The following is a 16464-nucleotide window of genomic DNA, read 5'->3' as shown; positions in this document are numbered from 1 at the left end:
GTGTGATTTATTAAGGGGGAAACATATGATTTCCGATATGCTAGGAAAATTAGTGCAAGATGATATGGGTAAGCTAAGATTAGTAATTGAAAAGAAGGGGCACAACTATTATGTGCTTTCAGAGAAACTGGTATCTTTGAGAATGTGGTTCGAAATATTCTATGAGAGTTTCTGTTCATATGACCTAGAAGCTCTTCGTCAATTAGAAATAAACAAGGAAACCATTGAACTCATCAATTACCTCTCAATTTGTAATGGAATATTGGATGTATCGATTGGGCTTAATATGATTACTGAGAAGATCTTCAAGGGATATGAGAGTATACATTTTAATGAGTTCAAAAATATGAGAGAACACAATGAAGAACACGATATTTTCTTTGGAATAAGCGAATATGATTCACAAAAGTATTTTAAACATGTAAGGGCAGTGTTTGGACAGCATCCGTCTAATTTGGACTATAAACGTAAGGATAAGCCAATTCGAGGATTTAGTTCTTGGACTTTCAATAATAATACGGGTTTAACTAATGATACGAGTGACATATTTACAAACATATATTATGACTTGAGTGAAAAAGGGTGGGGAATAAAATTCCATTTATTTTATGACGAAATTAAAGAGTTTACTAACAATAGAATAAATCAGATTGAGAGTCAGATTAATCATATTATCAAAGAGATAGATGAGTTTATTGAGAAAAACTGCGTGGGAAAGATTGAAGGATTAGATTCATTGTCTTTAATAGATAGAGTCAGTGTACTTAGGAAAGAGATGCCGAAAAGGTTTGGGTACGAGGATTATCATTATATTGATAGCACACTTGAAACTTTAAATACTATGTTAGGATTTTCCTCACTGAAGAATTTCAAAATTGAAGAGGATAGTTACGTTGAAGGAATAAGAAAATGTATTGACGAGATTATACCTATAATCGAGAAATGCAGTGACGACGAGTTGCCTTTTAATTCTAACTTCTCAACCAAGATATATGATGCAATAGGTCATAATTATTGGAGAGAGAAATGTGCAATGTACCTCAATGGAGACGATAGATATTTTGATATGTACTCAAAGGTTTGTAACGTGATTGCAACAATGATAGGAGAGCATCCAAGTTATACTAAGGGAGATTTTCTGTATAGGCTATTTCTGATTAGTTTACAAGAGAAAGTTGCAATTCCCAAAACTTAAAGTGTTGAGTTATAATAAAAAGAAGTGTTTCTTATTGTTGCAAAAAAAAGAAAATCTGTACTAATATATTATATTTACCTTTACTTAACCTATTGTTATAACTTGTAGTGATTATCAAAGAAACGAATAAGTAATTTTGCATATAGGAGGAATATATGTCAGAACACAAAAAACAACATCAAATTCCCAAAACATATATGAAACATTTTTCTGAGAAAGGAAAGATGTCAATAATGTTAGGTGAAAACGATAATATTGAGTTCATAGAAAATATACCTTATAAGAATCAAAATTATGAAAATTTCTATTACGGTAAAGATCTAATTTGGGAAAAAAAGCTGGGAGAAGTTGAAACTGATGTTGAACCCATAATTGATAAAATAATAGAAGGGGACTATTCCCTTAGTGAGAAAGACCTACAAACTATGAGAAGATTTATTTCATATCAAATCGCTAGAGTACCTTCGCAAGTAAACAAATTTCTTTATAATCAAGCACATACCTTGTTTACAGCAGTATCTATAGAAAAAAGACATAAAGAAAATATCCCTGAAATTTCTTTTAGTAATGTTTTAGATTTTATAATAAAAGAAAAGAAGAGAGAAACAATTGACAGCATATTAAGTATTGCGGAAAAAAATACGGATGTTATAAAGGATTTAGACTATTTGATTGTTGATTTCACAACAAGCAATCGATTAGTTTTTAGTGATAACCCAGTGATTCAACAAAATGACTTTTTTGTTGGTAGTGGTGGACTAGGACTTGTTGGTTTAATTATTATATTACCCCTATCCCCTAGTACGGCATTTTTAATGTATGATAAGAGATTATATGATAATCATTTAGATGATAATCATATTACATCAGATAGTGAAAGTGATGTAGCGAAAATAAATCTCAGGGAAATTGTAGTTAGAGAGAGTAAAGTTTTTTTTGACCTACGTAATAATAAAAGTAAACTCAGTTACATAAACGCTAAAAATGTACACTTAAGAAAAAACTATCTAAGAAATTTAAAACCTGTTGATTTTGGTTCTAAAGATAACAAGGTCATAATGATGCCGAACAGGTATGTTTCAGAAAGAATTAACTTCTCTTTTCTTGAAATGCGGGAGTTTGCCAAAAATATACAGTTGGTTGATTACTTCATGACAAGAGAAGAGGACTCTAGATTATTTGAGAGACTAAATCATATTAAAGAAATCTACGGTGAGAAGTTTTCGGACAATGATATTGAGAGTTATAGAAACTTTATGATTGAATATTACGGTGAAGAATAGCAATTAGTTTTTCAAGTAATATTACTTTTTCAATAATAATTTGCAATTAAAATTGTTACAACGAACCGTATCACAAATAAATGACAAAAATGACAGTTAAAGAACTAATGATAATTGAATACAGTTTGTTTCTACTAGAGTTTAACAATTATTTTTAGATAATTGATTAAAATGAAAAGACCTTTTACGAGGTCTTTTCACTTTGCTATATTGAATAACCACTCAATGGGTGGTATAATGAAGTTGGAGGTGATAGTTATGGACTTCAAAATCAAAGAAACAAGAGCAGAGTACAACATCACACAAAAAGAATTAAGTGAAATAACAGAAATACCATTACGTACTATTGAGAACTGGGAAAGTGGTAAAAGAAAACCAAGTCCATGGGTTGAAAAACTGATTGTTGATCATTTGAAACACCAACCTCATAATGAACATGGAATCATCACAGAGAAAAAAGGATATTATACTATCGAACAGATAAAAGAGTTACTTTTACCTTTAACATTCAAATATGATATATCAAAAATTATGTTGTTTGGTTCTTACTCAAAAGGAACACAAGATGAAGGTAGCGATATTGATTTAGTTGTAGACGGTAAAATCAAAGGACTACGCTTCTTCGGATTACTAGAAGATGTGAATAACTTGTTTGTAAAAAGTGTAGATTTGATTCATCTATCTCAAATCCAGCAAGATTCTCATACGTACAACGAGGTTATGAAAGGGATAGTTTTATATGAACGATAGAGATAGAAAGACTCTGATAAATATAGATAAACATATGACTGTGATACTTCAGTATATGACAGGAATAAGTACATTAGATGAATTCTCAGATAATTCTTTAGTTCAAGATGCTGTTGTCTTCAATCTATTACAGATAGGAGAACTCGCAAAAAGTAAGTTAAGTGATACTTTTAAGTAAACTCATAGTGATATTCCTTGGAGTGACATTTATGGGTTTAGAAATCGACTAGTACATGACTATGAAAATATCATTCTTACTATTGTATATGAAGCAATCACTGAGGATCTACCAATACTAACAAAACTCATTAGTAAAGTTTTACAGAATTAAGATCAATTTTGTCAACGATTATCGATACAACGAGCCGTAACACAAGTAATTGCTACTATAGACATACATATCATAATAAAGCCCTTTTGGGCTTTTTTTAGTACACCTTATACTACAGATAGCTATTGAAAGTTCATTTGAACCAATTTGAATAAATTATTTTGGTATTCAAAATATACTGTGATATACTAAATAACAGATTACATATCCCACCACAATTTGAGTTTGAACGGAGTGGAGTAATGGATTTTATCATTATGAGTATTCTATTAATTGTTGCATTTCTATCATTTATACCAGTACTGCGGATGAACCATGTCAAAGAAGAGCAGAAATATCAATGTTTGAAGTATTTAGTGAATACCGCATTTGTTTGGACGATTGTGATTCTATTACAACGACTGGTTTCCAATATGACAATAGCCTATTATTTACATATGACAGGATATCCGATCAAATTTGCATTGGCAGCGCTTATGGTCTGCACAATCTTTAACTACATTGAGAAACACATGCCAAAATGGTTGATTGGTTTTTTGGTACTGCTATTCATTGTCGAAGTTGTTGTTTCATTTACCAATGCATCAACACAAGTATTCTTACAGCAAGTACCCGCTATGGTAAACAATCTAGAAGATCTTTATGGTGCTGAAAATGGATTCTTGTTTACCTATCACTTAGTGTTCATTTATGGACTTTTGTTATGGGCAGTAGGATACCTGTTTTACTTTTTGTATAATCATCGTGAGATTCGTCATTATCGTTCCATATCTAGAACCATGGCAATCAGTGTTATTGTTGTACTAGGTTTCAACTTGACGCAACTCCTATTTATTCACATAACGGTGGATTTAACGTATTTGTCTTTGATTATTGTTGCATTTAGTCTATATCAAGTCATTTTTAACAAAGATATGGTGTACAATCTCAAAGTGTCTGGACGTGGGGAGATTCTTGCGAATATGCGAGAGTTATATATTTTGACAGACGATCAACATCATGTGGTTGACATCAGTCCTCTTCTGACTGATAAATATCATCTTGATAAAGATGCCTTCTTGGGGAAACCATATAGTATGTTGGAAGATGCTTTAAAAAAAGAGATTCGTATCTACCGTGATTATGATATGGAAGACATAGAATACAGTGCTAGAGATCATTATCATTTACGTGAGAAACGATTCAAATTAGAGGGATTTAAAGAATATGGGCATATGTACTTATTGTATGATGAAACCCAAGTGTTTCATCTCCTACGCGAACTCAATCGCCTTAGTAATTATGATCATATGACCGGACTAAACAACCGTAATTTCATCGAACAAAAATTAGAAATGATTGGGACAGATACACACCTTGGAGTTGTCTCTTTAGATCTCAATGGTCTGAAAGCAAATAACGATTATCTCGGTCATGAACGTGGCGATTACCTCCTGAAATCCTTAGCGACAAAAATGCGAGAAGTTATGGCAAGTGTATCGCCTAGATATATGGGTCGTATTGGTGGAGACGAGTTCCTAATTATTGTACCTAAAACCACCGTTTCTGTACTGGATGATATCAAATCGAGATTGCTTAGTATTTGTCAAGATGATGACATTGAAAAAGCAATAAGCGTATCCATTGGTACAGCGTATTCCAAAGAATCAATCAGCATCTATAGTTTGATTCAACAAGCGGATCAAGAAATGTATCGAATGAAACAACAAACAAGTGCTTTGTACTCACAAAAGATTGTCGAGTTTGCGAAAAAGTCTGGCAAATACATTCGGTAGTGTACACGTGTTTCTGTGGTCGCATTAAGCTTTACTATATACAACAAAACATCTGTTAAGTAATGACTCAAATAGTTGCGTATACATTCACTTTTTTAGGTAATTACTATATACTAAAACAAAGGATGTGACACGATGAAATATCGAACAATGAATAATGGACTCTCAATTCCTGTCTTGGGAACGGGGACCAATACATTTGGTAAAGAGAATAACTCTTTTAATGGTAGAATCACGTATGATACAACAGAACTTCGCTCAGCGATTGAACTGGGATATCGGTTAATTGATACCGCGATTTATTATCGCAACGAAGCAGTGATAGGAAAAGCAGTGAAAGAATCTGGCATTGCTCGAAATGAGTTCTTTATTACATCAAAAATACCACCTGAAAAGGAGTATACAGAAACGGATGAACTAGTTGCTCACTACGTTGAACATTCTCTTGAACTCTTAGATATGGATTATATCGATCTATATTTAATTCATTTTCCTCTAGAATCCAATCAAGAAAATGTACGCATATGGCGTGTTTTAGAATCATATGTTGATAAAGGAGTACTCAAATCCATTGGTGTGTCTAATTTTAACGAAGAACAATTATCTTATTTGTTAGAACACGCTAGAATTAAACCAGTACTAAACCAATTTCAATCCTATCCTGGCAAACACCAACAATCCTTAATCGATTTTTGCAAGGCGAATGATATTATTCCTGAAGCCTATCAATCTTTTGCAAAACTAGATGATGAAACGAAAAGTGTATTGAAGGAAATTTCAACATCATACAATAAAACATGGAGTCAAATCATTTTGAACTATCAAATCCATGAAGGTTTAGTTGTGATTCCCAAATCACATAGTAAACAACATCAATCCGAAAATATCGATGTTTTCGATTTTGAATTATCGGCAAATGATACAAAGACGATTCGCAATCTATAATCCAATCGCGTTGATGATTAAAAACTCATAAAGACCAATTCGTTTGGTCTTTTTTTACGAAAGAATGGATAAATATTTGAAAAGGTTTACATTTTTTGATATAATCTATGGTTACCATAGTAATTGTTAAGATATTGTTAAGAGAAAAGCAATATACAATATGAACGTATAATCAAGTAAATACAAGTTTATATATAAAGAAAGGTGATGCATATGAAACTTTTTCGAGATCGAAACAAAGAACTAGAAATGGAAATGGATATCTATCTAAATCACTTACAAAAAGGGGTAAATACTTTTTTAGAAGGTGTCAAAGCTTATCTTCGTGGTGAAACAGAGCAGTTTTACGAACGCATTAAAATCATGACAGAACATGAAAGTGATGCCGATGTTCACTTGGTAAACCTAAAGTATGTTCTCTTTCGCTATAATTTAATTCCTAACTTAAGCGCAGACATATTAGAACTCATGGATTCGATGGATGATATCAACGATATCTCCAAAGAAGTTTTGTTAAACCTAGAAGTTGTGAAACCACACATCGACAAAGCATTTGTGGATGATTTTGGTCATATAGCAAAAAAATCCAAACAAGCTGCCGAGACATTAATCAATGGTGTTCGCATTTACTTCACTGAATTTAAAACCATTGAGGATTATGTAACAAAAGTAAAATTATTTGAGTCCGAAGTGGATATGATGCAGTATCACTTGAAGTTGAAGATTTTTAGTGAGGACAGCACATATGATCTGTGTGAGAAAATGATGCTGAACAGTTTCGTTGATGAGATGGCGAAACTCTCCGATTTAGCCGAACAAATAGCGAGTAAATTATCGGTATTTAAGTTTAAACGTGACATGTAATGATCTTAAACGTTAAGGAGGTGTTCAACCTATGGAATTGTTTGTAACAACTGCAATTTTTCTTTCTGCAGGTCTCTTTATGGGTTGGTCCCTTGGAGCAAATGATGCAGCCAATATCTTTGGAACGGCCGTTGGAACTCGAATGATTAAATTTCGAACCGCTGCCATTATTTGCAGTATTTTTGTCATTATCGGAGCTGTTGTCGGTGGTACAGGAACATCGAATACATTAGGAGAACTGGGTTCTATTAACGCCATAGCTGGTGCGTTTGCTGTTTCCGCATCCGCAGCATTTACCGTTATGGTAATGACCAAACGAGGGTTGCCGGTATCTACTTCACAAGCAATTGTTGGAGCGATTATTGGTTGGAATATTTTTGCTAGTCTAGAAACTGAAACGACTGCAGTATTCAAAATCGTTCAAACATGGGTATTTACGCCAATCCTTGCTGCTATTTTTGCTTTTGGACTATACTGGATTGTAAAATTCCTGATTGAACACACTAGTGTTCATGTTGTTAAAATGGACAAGTATACCCGATATGGACTCTTAATAGCAGGAGCGTTTGGTGCGTATAGTTTAGGAGCAAACAATATTGCCAATGTCATGGGGGTATTTTTACAAGTGTCTCCATTTAACGATCTCCAAATAGGTAGTATGACTTTCACTGGAGTCCAACAATTATTCCTCCTTGGAGGGATTGCCATTGCTGTTGGTGTTATTACGTTTTCTAAGAAAGTCATGTTAACTGTGGGCGATAGCATCTTTAAATTATCGCCTATTAGTGCCTTTGTCGTTGTATTAGCAACATCTCTTGTCTTATTCGTGTTCTCCTCAGAAGGATTGTATAACTTTCTTACATCAAGAAATCTACCAGCATTTCCCCTTGTACCTGTGTCCCAATCACAAGCCGTGGTAGGGGCGATCATTGGGATTGGAATTGCCAAAGGTGGACGAAATATCCATTTAGAAAAACTCGGAAGAATCGCCTTTGGCTGGGTATTAACACCATTGATTTCTATTGTCATTACATGGGTTGCACTAAACGTCTTACAAAATGTCTTTTTGCAAAATGTTATTAATTAGATCACATATTGAACGTCTAAAACACTGATTTTAGACGTTTTGTCTATCTGATTGTGAGATGGTATCGGATAAATAGTAAAATGATAAATCGGTGTGAATTTACTAATACATCGCACACATACAATGATATAATGTTCACAGAGGTGATATATATGAATAGTGAATTATTGAAGAAAAACTTTTATGAAGCGGTAAACGGAAAGTGGATTGAGAAGGCAGTTATACCTGGCGATCAACCCGCCGTATCGACTTTTCTAGAACTGCATCTAGGAATTGAAAAAACGTTAATGAATTTGACAAAGAAGTGGGAAAAAGTTCCATCGGATTTACCTGTAAACCTCCAAAAATTCATAGCGTTATATCGAATGACAAAAGAGTATACGAAACGAGAAGAACTAGGTACAACACCCTTTGAACCAATCTTACAGTCGATTCAGAACGTAACATCTTTAGATGACTTACATAATATGTATAAACAGTTTTCTCTGGAATCCATAGCAACGCCTTTTACTTTCGATGTCAATCAAGATTTTTTGAACAGCAATAATCAAATCCTGTATTTTAGTGCAGCGAACTTGTTTTTACCGGATACCAGTTATTACCAAGATGAAGCAAAAAAAGCCCAATTAATAGGCTTATTCACAGCAACAACAACGCAATTGCTATCACTATACGGCTTTGAACAAGATGAAGTAGATCGATTGCTGACAGAAGCTCTAGCATTCGATGAACTGCTGGTACCTGTGACAAAATCAAGTGTTGAGAAAGCAGATTATGTGAAAATGTATAATCCGGTTTCCAAAGCGGAAATCCAAAAGCTATCAACGCATTTTGATCTTATCAAACAAGCAGAAGCGTTGGTCCAACAACCTGTTGATCAATTAATCGTCACAAATCTTGATTTTATCCATGCGTTTGATGACATCATTTGTGAGGACAACTTCAACATTATCAAATCTTGGATGATTGTATCCAATGCAATCAAATTTGCCAATGACCTTACGGATGAGATTCGTATTGCGGGTGGAGCATTTAGACGCGGTTTATCTGGTATAAAAGAAGCCCAAAGCAAGGAGAAGTTTGCCTTCTATCAAGCCTATAATCGGTTTGATCAAGTCGTTGGTTTATATTATGGTGAAACCTACTTTGGACCAGTTGCTAAAGGGGATGTCAAAACCATGGTTCATGAAATCATTGGTATTTATCAAGAGCGAATTAGCGATAATACATGGTTAAATAAAGAAACAAAAGAAAAAGCAATTAGGAAACTGTCAACATTATCGGTTCATGTTGGCTATCCAGATGAACTACCACCATATTATGATCAGTTCGATATCAAAGGGTACGACCAAGGGTCGGACTTAGTCCAAGAGCGCTTGTCGATGGATCGAATCGTCAATCAATATCAATTTGATCAATACCATAAGGAACCCAATAAAAATCTGTGGTTTATGCCCGCTAGTATGGTAAATGCATATTATAATCCAAGCAATAATCAGATTGTTTTTCCAGCAGCCATCTTACAACAACCTTATTATAGTATTGATCAATCCAAATCTGAAAACTATGGTGGTGTAGGAGCAGTCATGGCACATGAAATCTCCCATGCGTTTGATAATAACGGCGCGAAGTTTGATGAAACCGGATCGTTATTTAATTGGTGGACCGATCAAGACTTAGAAGCATTTAACAATCGAGCCAAAGATATGATTGCCCTCTTTGACGGGGTTGAAACAGGATATGGTCCTTGTAATGGAGAACTAACCGTCTCCGAAAACATTGCCGACAGTGGTGGACTTCGATGTGCCCTTGAAGCAAGTAAGAAAAATAGCGATCATAACTATGATGAGTTCTTCCAAAACTGGGCTCGTTGTTGGCGGATGAAAGCATCCCTTGAGTTCAAACAGCTTCTGTTAAAAATTGATGTTCACGGACCGGCTATTTTACGAGCAAACCTACAATTGAGCAATATGCCTGAATTTCAAGATTTCTATAAAATCACCAAAGATGATGAAATGTATCTAGATAAAGACAAGATGGTTAGTATTTGGTAATATTCATAAAAAAAGCCCAATCTGGGCTTTTTTTGACTGTTATTTTACATTGTAGTTGAGTTTGGATTGATATTCTTTGGGAATCTCTAAGTATCTACTTGCAATCGCGCTGATGAATATTCCACGATTGGCACTGGCTCCACCGATGGTTGCGTTTAAAACCATTGCTTCTTCCCAGGAAGATGTATGTTGCAAAATGTAAAAGATTAATGGCAGTGCTTGGTCTAAACCACAAGCGATACCAGCATGTTCTTTAGCAAACGTAATGATATCAATATCTTCGGATGATTTTAGGATTGCATCTCGGTATAGTTCAGGAATAATTGAGGAACAGTTTTGCAATGCTTGTTGAATCGTTATGCCCTGTTCAAGTTCTTTCAGCAAGTTGAATAAGAACGTGGTGAGGGGTTCGATGTTTTCATATGATGTTACCGTTTTAGCGAAATTAACGGCAGTTGTTACCTTATCGGTAATGTATTCTTTTTCAAACACAGCTAGGATATAAATTAATCCAACGAGTTGTTTATCAACATAAGCTGTATCGAGTTGTGGTTGTCTTTTTCCATCAATCTCGTCCTTATATACTTTCAGAAAATCCTTCACGTATGCTTCGACCCATCCATTGTAGGGAGAATCCTCTTTAAAACTATTGTATAATAACTTACGGTATTCCTCTAAATCAGTGTTCTTTTCAAGGAACTTGTGAGTTAGATACAGCATTTCTCCCATAAAATCAAGATCTCCTGCTAAGTGATGTGGGTATACATCATAGGTATTCTTGGCTTCTTTATAGAAATCGTGATCAATGTTTTCAAAGATCATCGGATAGCCACTATTCTTTCGTGCCATTAAACTTTGCGGATCATAGATCCAGTGGTAGGCAAGCGCACTGGCACTACCGAGTAAGGCGGACTTGATTATACTTATTTTATTCATATATATCACCTCTTAGTTTAAGTATATCAATGATTGATATGTTTGATTGATGATATGCTTTTTGGATACATGTTTTTAGTCATATTGTTTTGAAAATCGAATATGTTATTGGTACACTATTACTGTAAACCATAACTAAATATTAAGTATAGTCTATTTATAGAAGTAGGAGAATGTATGTATGAAAACACAATCGAAATCAATTAGTTTTTTTGAAACATATCTGACCGTATTCGTTTTAATATGTATGGCAATCGGAGTGTTGATCGGTAGATATATTGATGAGATCCCGACCTTTTTAAATCAATTTGAAGTCTATAATATTAACATCCCTATAGGTATCTTAATTTGGGTGATGATTTATCCAATGATGCTCAAAATAGATTTTACATCTGTGAAGAATGTAGGCAAGAATCCCAAAGGATTGTATCTTACGTGGGTTGTCAATTGGTTGATTAAACCATTTACCATGTTTGCAATCGCTAGTTTGTTTTTCTTGGTGATATTCAAATCAATTATTCCGTTAGAACTAGCCAACAATTATTTGGCTGGGGCGGTTTTATTGGGTGCAGCACCTTGTACTGCTATGGTGTTTGTATGGAGTAGTTTAACTAGGGGTAATCCAGCCTATACATTAGTCCAAGTAGCAACAAACGATCTCATCATCTTGATTCTATTTGTACCAATAGTTGGATTATTACTTGGAATTGGTGGAGTCGCTGTACCGTGGGGAACCTTGTTCTTGTCCGTTGTATTATTCGTTGTTGTTCCCCTCGTATCAGCTTCACTAACACGATATGTTATTGTTCGGAAAAAGGGAATAGAGTATTATGATACACGGTTCATTCCGAAATTTGGATTACTTACAATTGTCGGACTGTTACTGACACTTGTATTAATCTTTTCGTTACAGAGTGAGTTGATTATCGATAATCCCTTGCATATTATATTAATTAGTATTCCATTAATCATTCAGACATTCTTTATTTTCTTCATTGGATATTTTGGTGCGAAAATACTGCGTTTACCACATGATATTGCGGCACCGGCGGGAATGATTGGTGCTAGTAACTTCTTTGAACTTGCAGTTGCCGTAGCGATTGCTTTGTTCCCGCTCAGTCCCGGTGTAGCACTCGCGACAATTGTCGGTGTGTTAGTCGAAGTTCCCGTGATGTTAATTCTGGTTCGTATAGCCAATAAGACAGCATATCTATTTCCTGCTAAGTAGTTTAGGTTGAGCCATTTAAATTTTGGTGAAGACATCAAAATCATATCTTATTTGTAATTCTATTTGTAAAAAATATTAGAGAATGATACAATAGAATTACATCATTACGTTACAAGTACAAACAGGTACGATATAACATCTGATCAGGCAATGCCATAGGCATGTAGCCGGGCCATTTGGCAGCGGTATAATCCAAAAGGATTCCGTGGGACAGAACATAATCTCAGGAATCCTTTTTTGTATTCTTGTATGAAGGAGAAGTATATGAAAAACAACAACTATACAATGGTTAAACAAGTCTCTTGGCTAAGTATTGCAGTTAACTTATTTTTATCTGTTTTTAAGCTGATTGCCGGAATTGTTGCAAGAAGTAATGCTATGATCTCTGATTCAGTCCATTCTGCATCGGATGTTTTAACGACATTCGTGGTGTTGATTGGAGTGAAAGTGGCTGGTAAGGAGGCTGATAAGGATCATCCTTATGGCCATGAACGTTTGGAAAGTATTGCGGGAATCATCCTTAGTGTATTCCTTGGTGGAACTGGATTAGTAATTGGATATGCAGGAATCAAGAAAATAATGCTGGGGATCGATGGTTCGTTGGAGGCACCGGGTCTGTTGGCTCTTATTGCAGCAATTATCTCGATTGGAATCAAAGAAGGAATGTTTTGGTACACCAAAAGCGTCGCCAAGAAAGCATCTTCAACCGCACTCATGGCCGATGCATGGCACCATCGCAGTGACGCATTATCTTCGGTTGGTAGTTTAATTGGTATCGGTGGAGCGATGTTGGGATTTGCCATTATGGATCCAATTGCGAGTCTTGTCATTTGTTTATTTATTCTAAATGCTTCGTTTAAAATTATGAAAGAGGCTACCAATCAGTTGGTGGATAAAGGCTGTGATGAGAAGACCATGCAACAAATATCTGAAGTAATTATGAACGTGGACGGCGTACTATCAATTGATTCTTTACGTTCTAGAATTTTTGGTAATAAAGTATATCTTGATGTGGAAATTGGGTGTAAATCAACGTTAACATTGATTGAATCACATACTATAGCAGAAATGGTGCATCTACGTATAGAGGACACCTTTCCTAAGGTGAAACACATTCATGTTCACGTTAATCCTTCAACAATAGCATAGAAATTATCGATAAAAATATAATGAAAAGCGTACATCATTCAAATGTACGCTTTTTTCATTATTCATTTCGTTCAAATATCTTATTTGCATTCGTTATAAATTGTTTTTCTCGCAACTGTAGTACGAGCCATACGGTGATGTAGATGGTTGTACACATAGCGACAATAATTAGCATTGAGATGACATTGTTCCCAGGTCTATAGAAAATAATACCTACAGCAATGTTAATCGCTAACCCATGTAGAATACCTCGCACTTTGTAAGACAACTTGGCGATTTTTAAAATGGGATCAAAAAGTGGTATTAACAGCGAGAATAATAGAGTTCTAAAGAAGAAGAAACGATAGTACTCAATGACAATATCTAGTGCATCTGTACCATGTTCAGCTTTTATATCCTCAATAGCGAACTGCATATTTAAGGAGAAGACGATGACGAAAATAAATACTGCAACAGGTATATAACTGAATAGTTTATTGATATACTCTTTTATAAAAGGGTTCATATTAGCCCTCCAATCCGATGGTGGTTTTTAGGTTCTTCACATACGATCTTGACAGTATTTCCTTAGTACCACTAATGAATTTTAATGTGAAATTACCGCTAAACTCTGACTCGATAGAACGAATGTGCTTGGTGTTTGCGATGACGCTTTTGGAAATGCGAACAAAAGGTTTACCTAGAGTTGATTCTAGTTCTGATAGTGTGTTGCGTACTTCATAGGTCTCTCCTTGTACAAAGACAAATGTTTTGCGATTATCGATATAAATCCGCTCAATCATTGCTGGTTTGATAGGGAATATTTTACCATCTTTAAGACCGAATACCGACTCGATGGTATTGGCCTTGAGAATTCGTTCTAATTCAATAATGTTTTTCGTCAATTCTTTGCATGTAATGATTACTTCATTATCGGCTAATGAAGAGTCGATTTCATATTTGATCTTCATGAACGCCCTCCTTATATCCCAAATGGATTGGGAGAATATACTAATTATATTCTATCATATAGGAGTTTGAAATACGAAATGATTATTGATACAACAGCTACAACAAGTAATGAGATTATGTAATGAATCGATGATAATTCGAGATTACCGATATAGAGATTGATTGCTAATGAGTCTGAAAATTCTTGAACTATGTCATTAGGAACATTGATAAATACGGTTGCCATTTGATCTTGCATTAAGATATTCCGCAACATGGTTGTTGCATGTGCCAAGGGGTTGGCACTGACAATGTCTTTAATGACTCCACTTAAACTACCAATGGTAATGTATATACCAGCTAAGAATCCACCGACTGAAGATGTTATGGCTGTGATGCCACCTACTGCTGAAGAGGATTTTACGAACAGATAAATTACAAATAATAATGACGAGAAACTTGCAGTTGATAGAATTGTCACTGCCAAAACAATAAGGTTGGTTTGTAGCGAGAAGAAGGAACCTGATATCATGAAGATGTACAGTTCCCCAACAAGAAAGCTTACATAGGTAATTGTCGTCCCGACGATAAGCGCACTGAGGATATAACTAAGACCTAAATCACGTCGTTTAAATGGGATTACATAGAAATCATTGGTTGCTTTGCTTTCTTTATCCAGAATGATTCGACTTAGTAATGTTTGTGGAATGTTGATGGAGTTTAATACGATAATACCTGCAAGGATCCAACTGAAGATTAGTGCCTGGATTGTTTCTGTTGATGTATTGTTAAACTCCGATACAAGATCTTCTAAGCTGTTAATGTATAATCGTCCTAAGAATAAAATAAATAATGCAATAATAATGATGGAACTGGTTAACGATGTAATAACTGTGGACTTATCGCGCCAATATAGTTTCATATTTCGTTTTGTTAAATATATAATAGTTGACATTAGTGTAACCTCCTACCTGTTAATTGTAAGAATACATCGTCCATATTCCCTCGTATGACTTCAAACGCTTGGATGAATTCTTGTAGAGTAGATAATATAGAAATCGCCTCCACAGTATTATGTAATGTAATTTGAATAAAGTCGACATGTTCTTCGATATCATAATTGCTTAAGTGTTTTTTCATTTCAGTTGTGTTTCCAATGAGCTTTATCGTGTCATTCGAATGTTTCAACCGTAATTGCTCGGGTGTGTCATTTGCGATGATGGTTCCGTGATCCATGACGATGATTCGATCACAATCGCTTGTTTCTTCCATATAGTGGGTAGTTAATACGATCGTTAACCCATCATCTCGTAGTTTTTGTAGTGTCTCCCACACAAGGATTCTCGTACTAGGATCTAGTCCTGTTGTTGGTTCATCTAAGAATAAGATATCGGGTGAATGAAGTAGTGCTCGTGCGATATCAACACGACGACGTTGACCTCCAGATAACTCGCCATACAATTGATGTTGAATGGACTCAAGGTCCAACGTGGTAATGATCTCCATCACGAGTTGTTTCAACTTTGTCGTGTTTGGTTGATATAGAATACCCCTGGTTTCTAGGTTTTCATACACCGATAACTTATCATCCAACACACTGTCTTGAAATACGATTCCAATTTTCTTTCTGATTTCATCATCGTTGGTACCAATCACATCTTCTTGATAGTGTACGGTTCCATCGGTTTGTTTTAATAGGGTACAAAGAATATTGATTGTCGTTGTTTTACCGGCTCCATTTGGTCCTAATAATGCAACAAACTCACCTTTTTGTATTGAGAAGTCAATTCCTTGTACGGCCTCAATGTCCTTATATGATTTCTTTAAGCCATGTACTTCGATTACATTCATTTGGCTCACCTCCGCCAGTAGAATATCACTGATATGTTGATTTGTCTTACGTCAATGTCTAAGTGGTAGAAATTCATGTCTAAGTG

General features: G+C 35.0%; 16 protein-coding genes and 1 riboswitch. Of the genes, 11 read left to right on the top strand and 5 right to left on the bottom strand.

What is annotated here, in order from left to right:
• Window positions 1–25: 25 nt before the first annotated feature.
• The 9 genes from G4Z02_RS02760 (at window position 26) to G4Z02_RS02725 (ending at window position 10284) form a co-directional block, all read left to right on the top strand.
• Entirely contained in the window at window positions 26–1195 is a 1170-nt protein-coding gene (locus G4Z02_RS02760) for a hypothetical protein (RefSeq protein WP_258878337.1), read from the top strand.
• Window positions 1196–1350: 155 nt separating this feature from the next.
• Window positions 1351–2478: a DUF4238 domain-containing protein gene (locus tag G4Z02_RS02755; protein ID WP_258878336.1), complete on the top strand. Its 1128-nt coding sequence runs from the start codon at window positions 1351–1353 to the stop codon at window positions 2476–2478.
• Window positions 2479–2736: 258 nt separating this feature from the next.
• A complete protein-coding gene (locus G4Z02_RS02750) occupies window positions 2737–3228 on the top strand; it encodes a nucleotidyltransferase domain-containing protein (protein ID WP_258878335.1) in 492 nt (163 codons plus the stop codon).
• 190 nt (window positions 3229–3418) lie between these two features.
• Window positions 3419–3559 (top strand): HepT-like ribonuclease domain-containing protein, encoded by a 141-nt coding sequence (locus tag G4Z02_RS09640; RefSeq protein WP_420885518.1) that lies wholly within the window; start codon window positions 3419–3421, stop codon window positions 3557–3559.
• 242 nt (window positions 3560–3801) lie between these two features.
• Window positions 3802–5334, top strand: a complete 1533-nt coding sequence (locus tag G4Z02_RS02745) for a sensor domain-containing diguanylate cyclase (protein WP_258878334.1) — start codon at window positions 3802–3804, stop codon at window positions 5332–5334.
• Window positions 5335–5469: 135 nt separating this feature from the next.
• Complete coding sequence (locus tag G4Z02_RS02740; RefSeq protein ID WP_258878333.1) at window positions 5470–6279, top strand: aldo/keto reductase family protein; 810 nt, start codon at window positions 5470–5472, stop codon at window positions 6277–6279.
• Between the two features lie 213 nt (window positions 6280–6492).
• Window positions 6493–7143, top strand: a complete 651-nt coding sequence (locus G4Z02_RS02735; protein ID WP_258878332.1) for a DUF47 domain-containing protein — start codon at window positions 6493–6495, stop codon at window positions 7141–7143.
• A gap of 31 nt (window positions 7144–7174) precedes the next feature.
• Complete coding sequence (locus G4Z02_RS02730) at window positions 7175–8230, top strand: inorganic phosphate transporter (protein ID WP_258878331.1); 1056 nt, start codon at window positions 7175–7177, stop codon at window positions 8228–8230.
• 152 nt (window positions 8231–8382) lie between these two features.
• Entirely contained in the window at window positions 8383–10284 is a 1902-nt protein-coding gene (locus G4Z02_RS02725) for a M13-type metalloendopeptidase (RefSeq protein WP_258878330.1), read from the top strand.
• Window positions 10285–10323: 39 nt separating this feature from the next.
• On the opposite strand, the gene G4Z02_RS02720 is transcribed toward G4Z02_RS02725, so the two are convergent.
• Window positions 10324–11220: an ADP-ribosylglycohydrolase family protein gene (locus G4Z02_RS02720; RefSeq protein ID WP_258878329.1), complete on the bottom strand. Its 897-nt coding sequence runs from the start codon at window positions 11218–11220 to the stop codon at window positions 10324–10326.
• Between the two features lie 181 nt (window positions 11221–11401).
• On the opposite strand from G4Z02_RS02720, the gene arsB reads away from it, so the two are divergent.
• Both arsB and G4Z02_RS02710 read left to right on the top strand, forming a co-directional pair.
• Window positions 11402–12448: an ACR3 family arsenite efflux transporter gene (gene arsB / locus G4Z02_RS02715; protein WP_258878328.1), complete on the top strand. Its 1047-nt coding sequence runs from the start codon at window positions 11402–11404 to the stop codon at window positions 12446–12448.
• 130 nt (window positions 12449–12578) lie between these two features.
• Window positions 12579–12664, top strand: a riboswitch (NiCo riboswitch).
• A gap of 33 nt (window positions 12665–12697) precedes the next feature.
• Complete coding sequence (locus tag G4Z02_RS02710; protein ID WP_258878327.1) at window positions 12698–13597, top strand: cation diffusion facilitator family transporter; 900 nt, start codon at window positions 12698–12700, stop codon at window positions 13595–13597.
• 58 nt (window positions 13598–13655) lie between these two features.
• Here G4Z02_RS02710 and G4Z02_RS02705 read toward each other — a convergent pair whose 3' ends face one another.
• Genes G4Z02_RS02705 through G4Z02_RS02690 form a run of 4 tightly spaced genes read right to left on the bottom strand, consistent with a single transcriptional unit; the run spans window position 13656 to window position 16378 of the window.
• Window positions 13656–14102 carry a hypothetical protein gene (locus G4Z02_RS02705; RefSeq protein WP_258878326.1) on the bottom strand — a complete coding sequence of 149 codons (447 nt, stop codon included), beginning with the start codon at window positions 14100–14102 and terminating at the stop codon, window positions 13656–13658.
• Window position 14103: 1 nt separating this feature from the next.
• The gene (locus G4Z02_RS02700; protein WP_258878325.1) at window positions 14104–14547 is read right to left on the bottom strand and encodes a LytTR family DNA-binding domain-containing protein; all 444 of its coding nucleotides are present in this window, start codon (window positions 14545–14547) and stop codon (window positions 14104–14106) included.
• Between the two features lie 44 nt (window positions 14548–14591).
• The gene (locus G4Z02_RS02695; protein ID WP_258878324.1) at window positions 14592–15482 is read right to left on the bottom strand and encodes an ABC transporter permease; all 891 of its coding nucleotides are present in this window, start codon (window positions 15480–15482) and stop codon (window positions 14592–14594) included.
• Window positions 15482–16378: an ABC transporter ATP-binding protein gene (locus G4Z02_RS02690; protein ID WP_258878323.1), complete on the bottom strand. Its 897-nt coding sequence runs from the start codon at window positions 16376–16378 to the stop codon at window positions 15482–15484. Before G4Z02_RS02690 ends, G4Z02_RS02695 begins: the two co-directional genes overlap by 1 nt.
• Window positions 16379–16464: the final 86 nt, after the last annotated feature.

Source organism: Candidatus Xianfuyuplasma coldseepsis, assembly GCF_014023125.1.
Classification (GTDB): Bacteria; Bacillota_I; Bacilli_A; order Izemoplasmatales; family Izemoplasmataceae; genus Xianfuyuplasma; species Xianfuyuplasma coldseepsis.
Note: the sequence above shows the minus strand (reverse complement) of the source record. Positions and strands in the feature narration are given on the sequence as shown.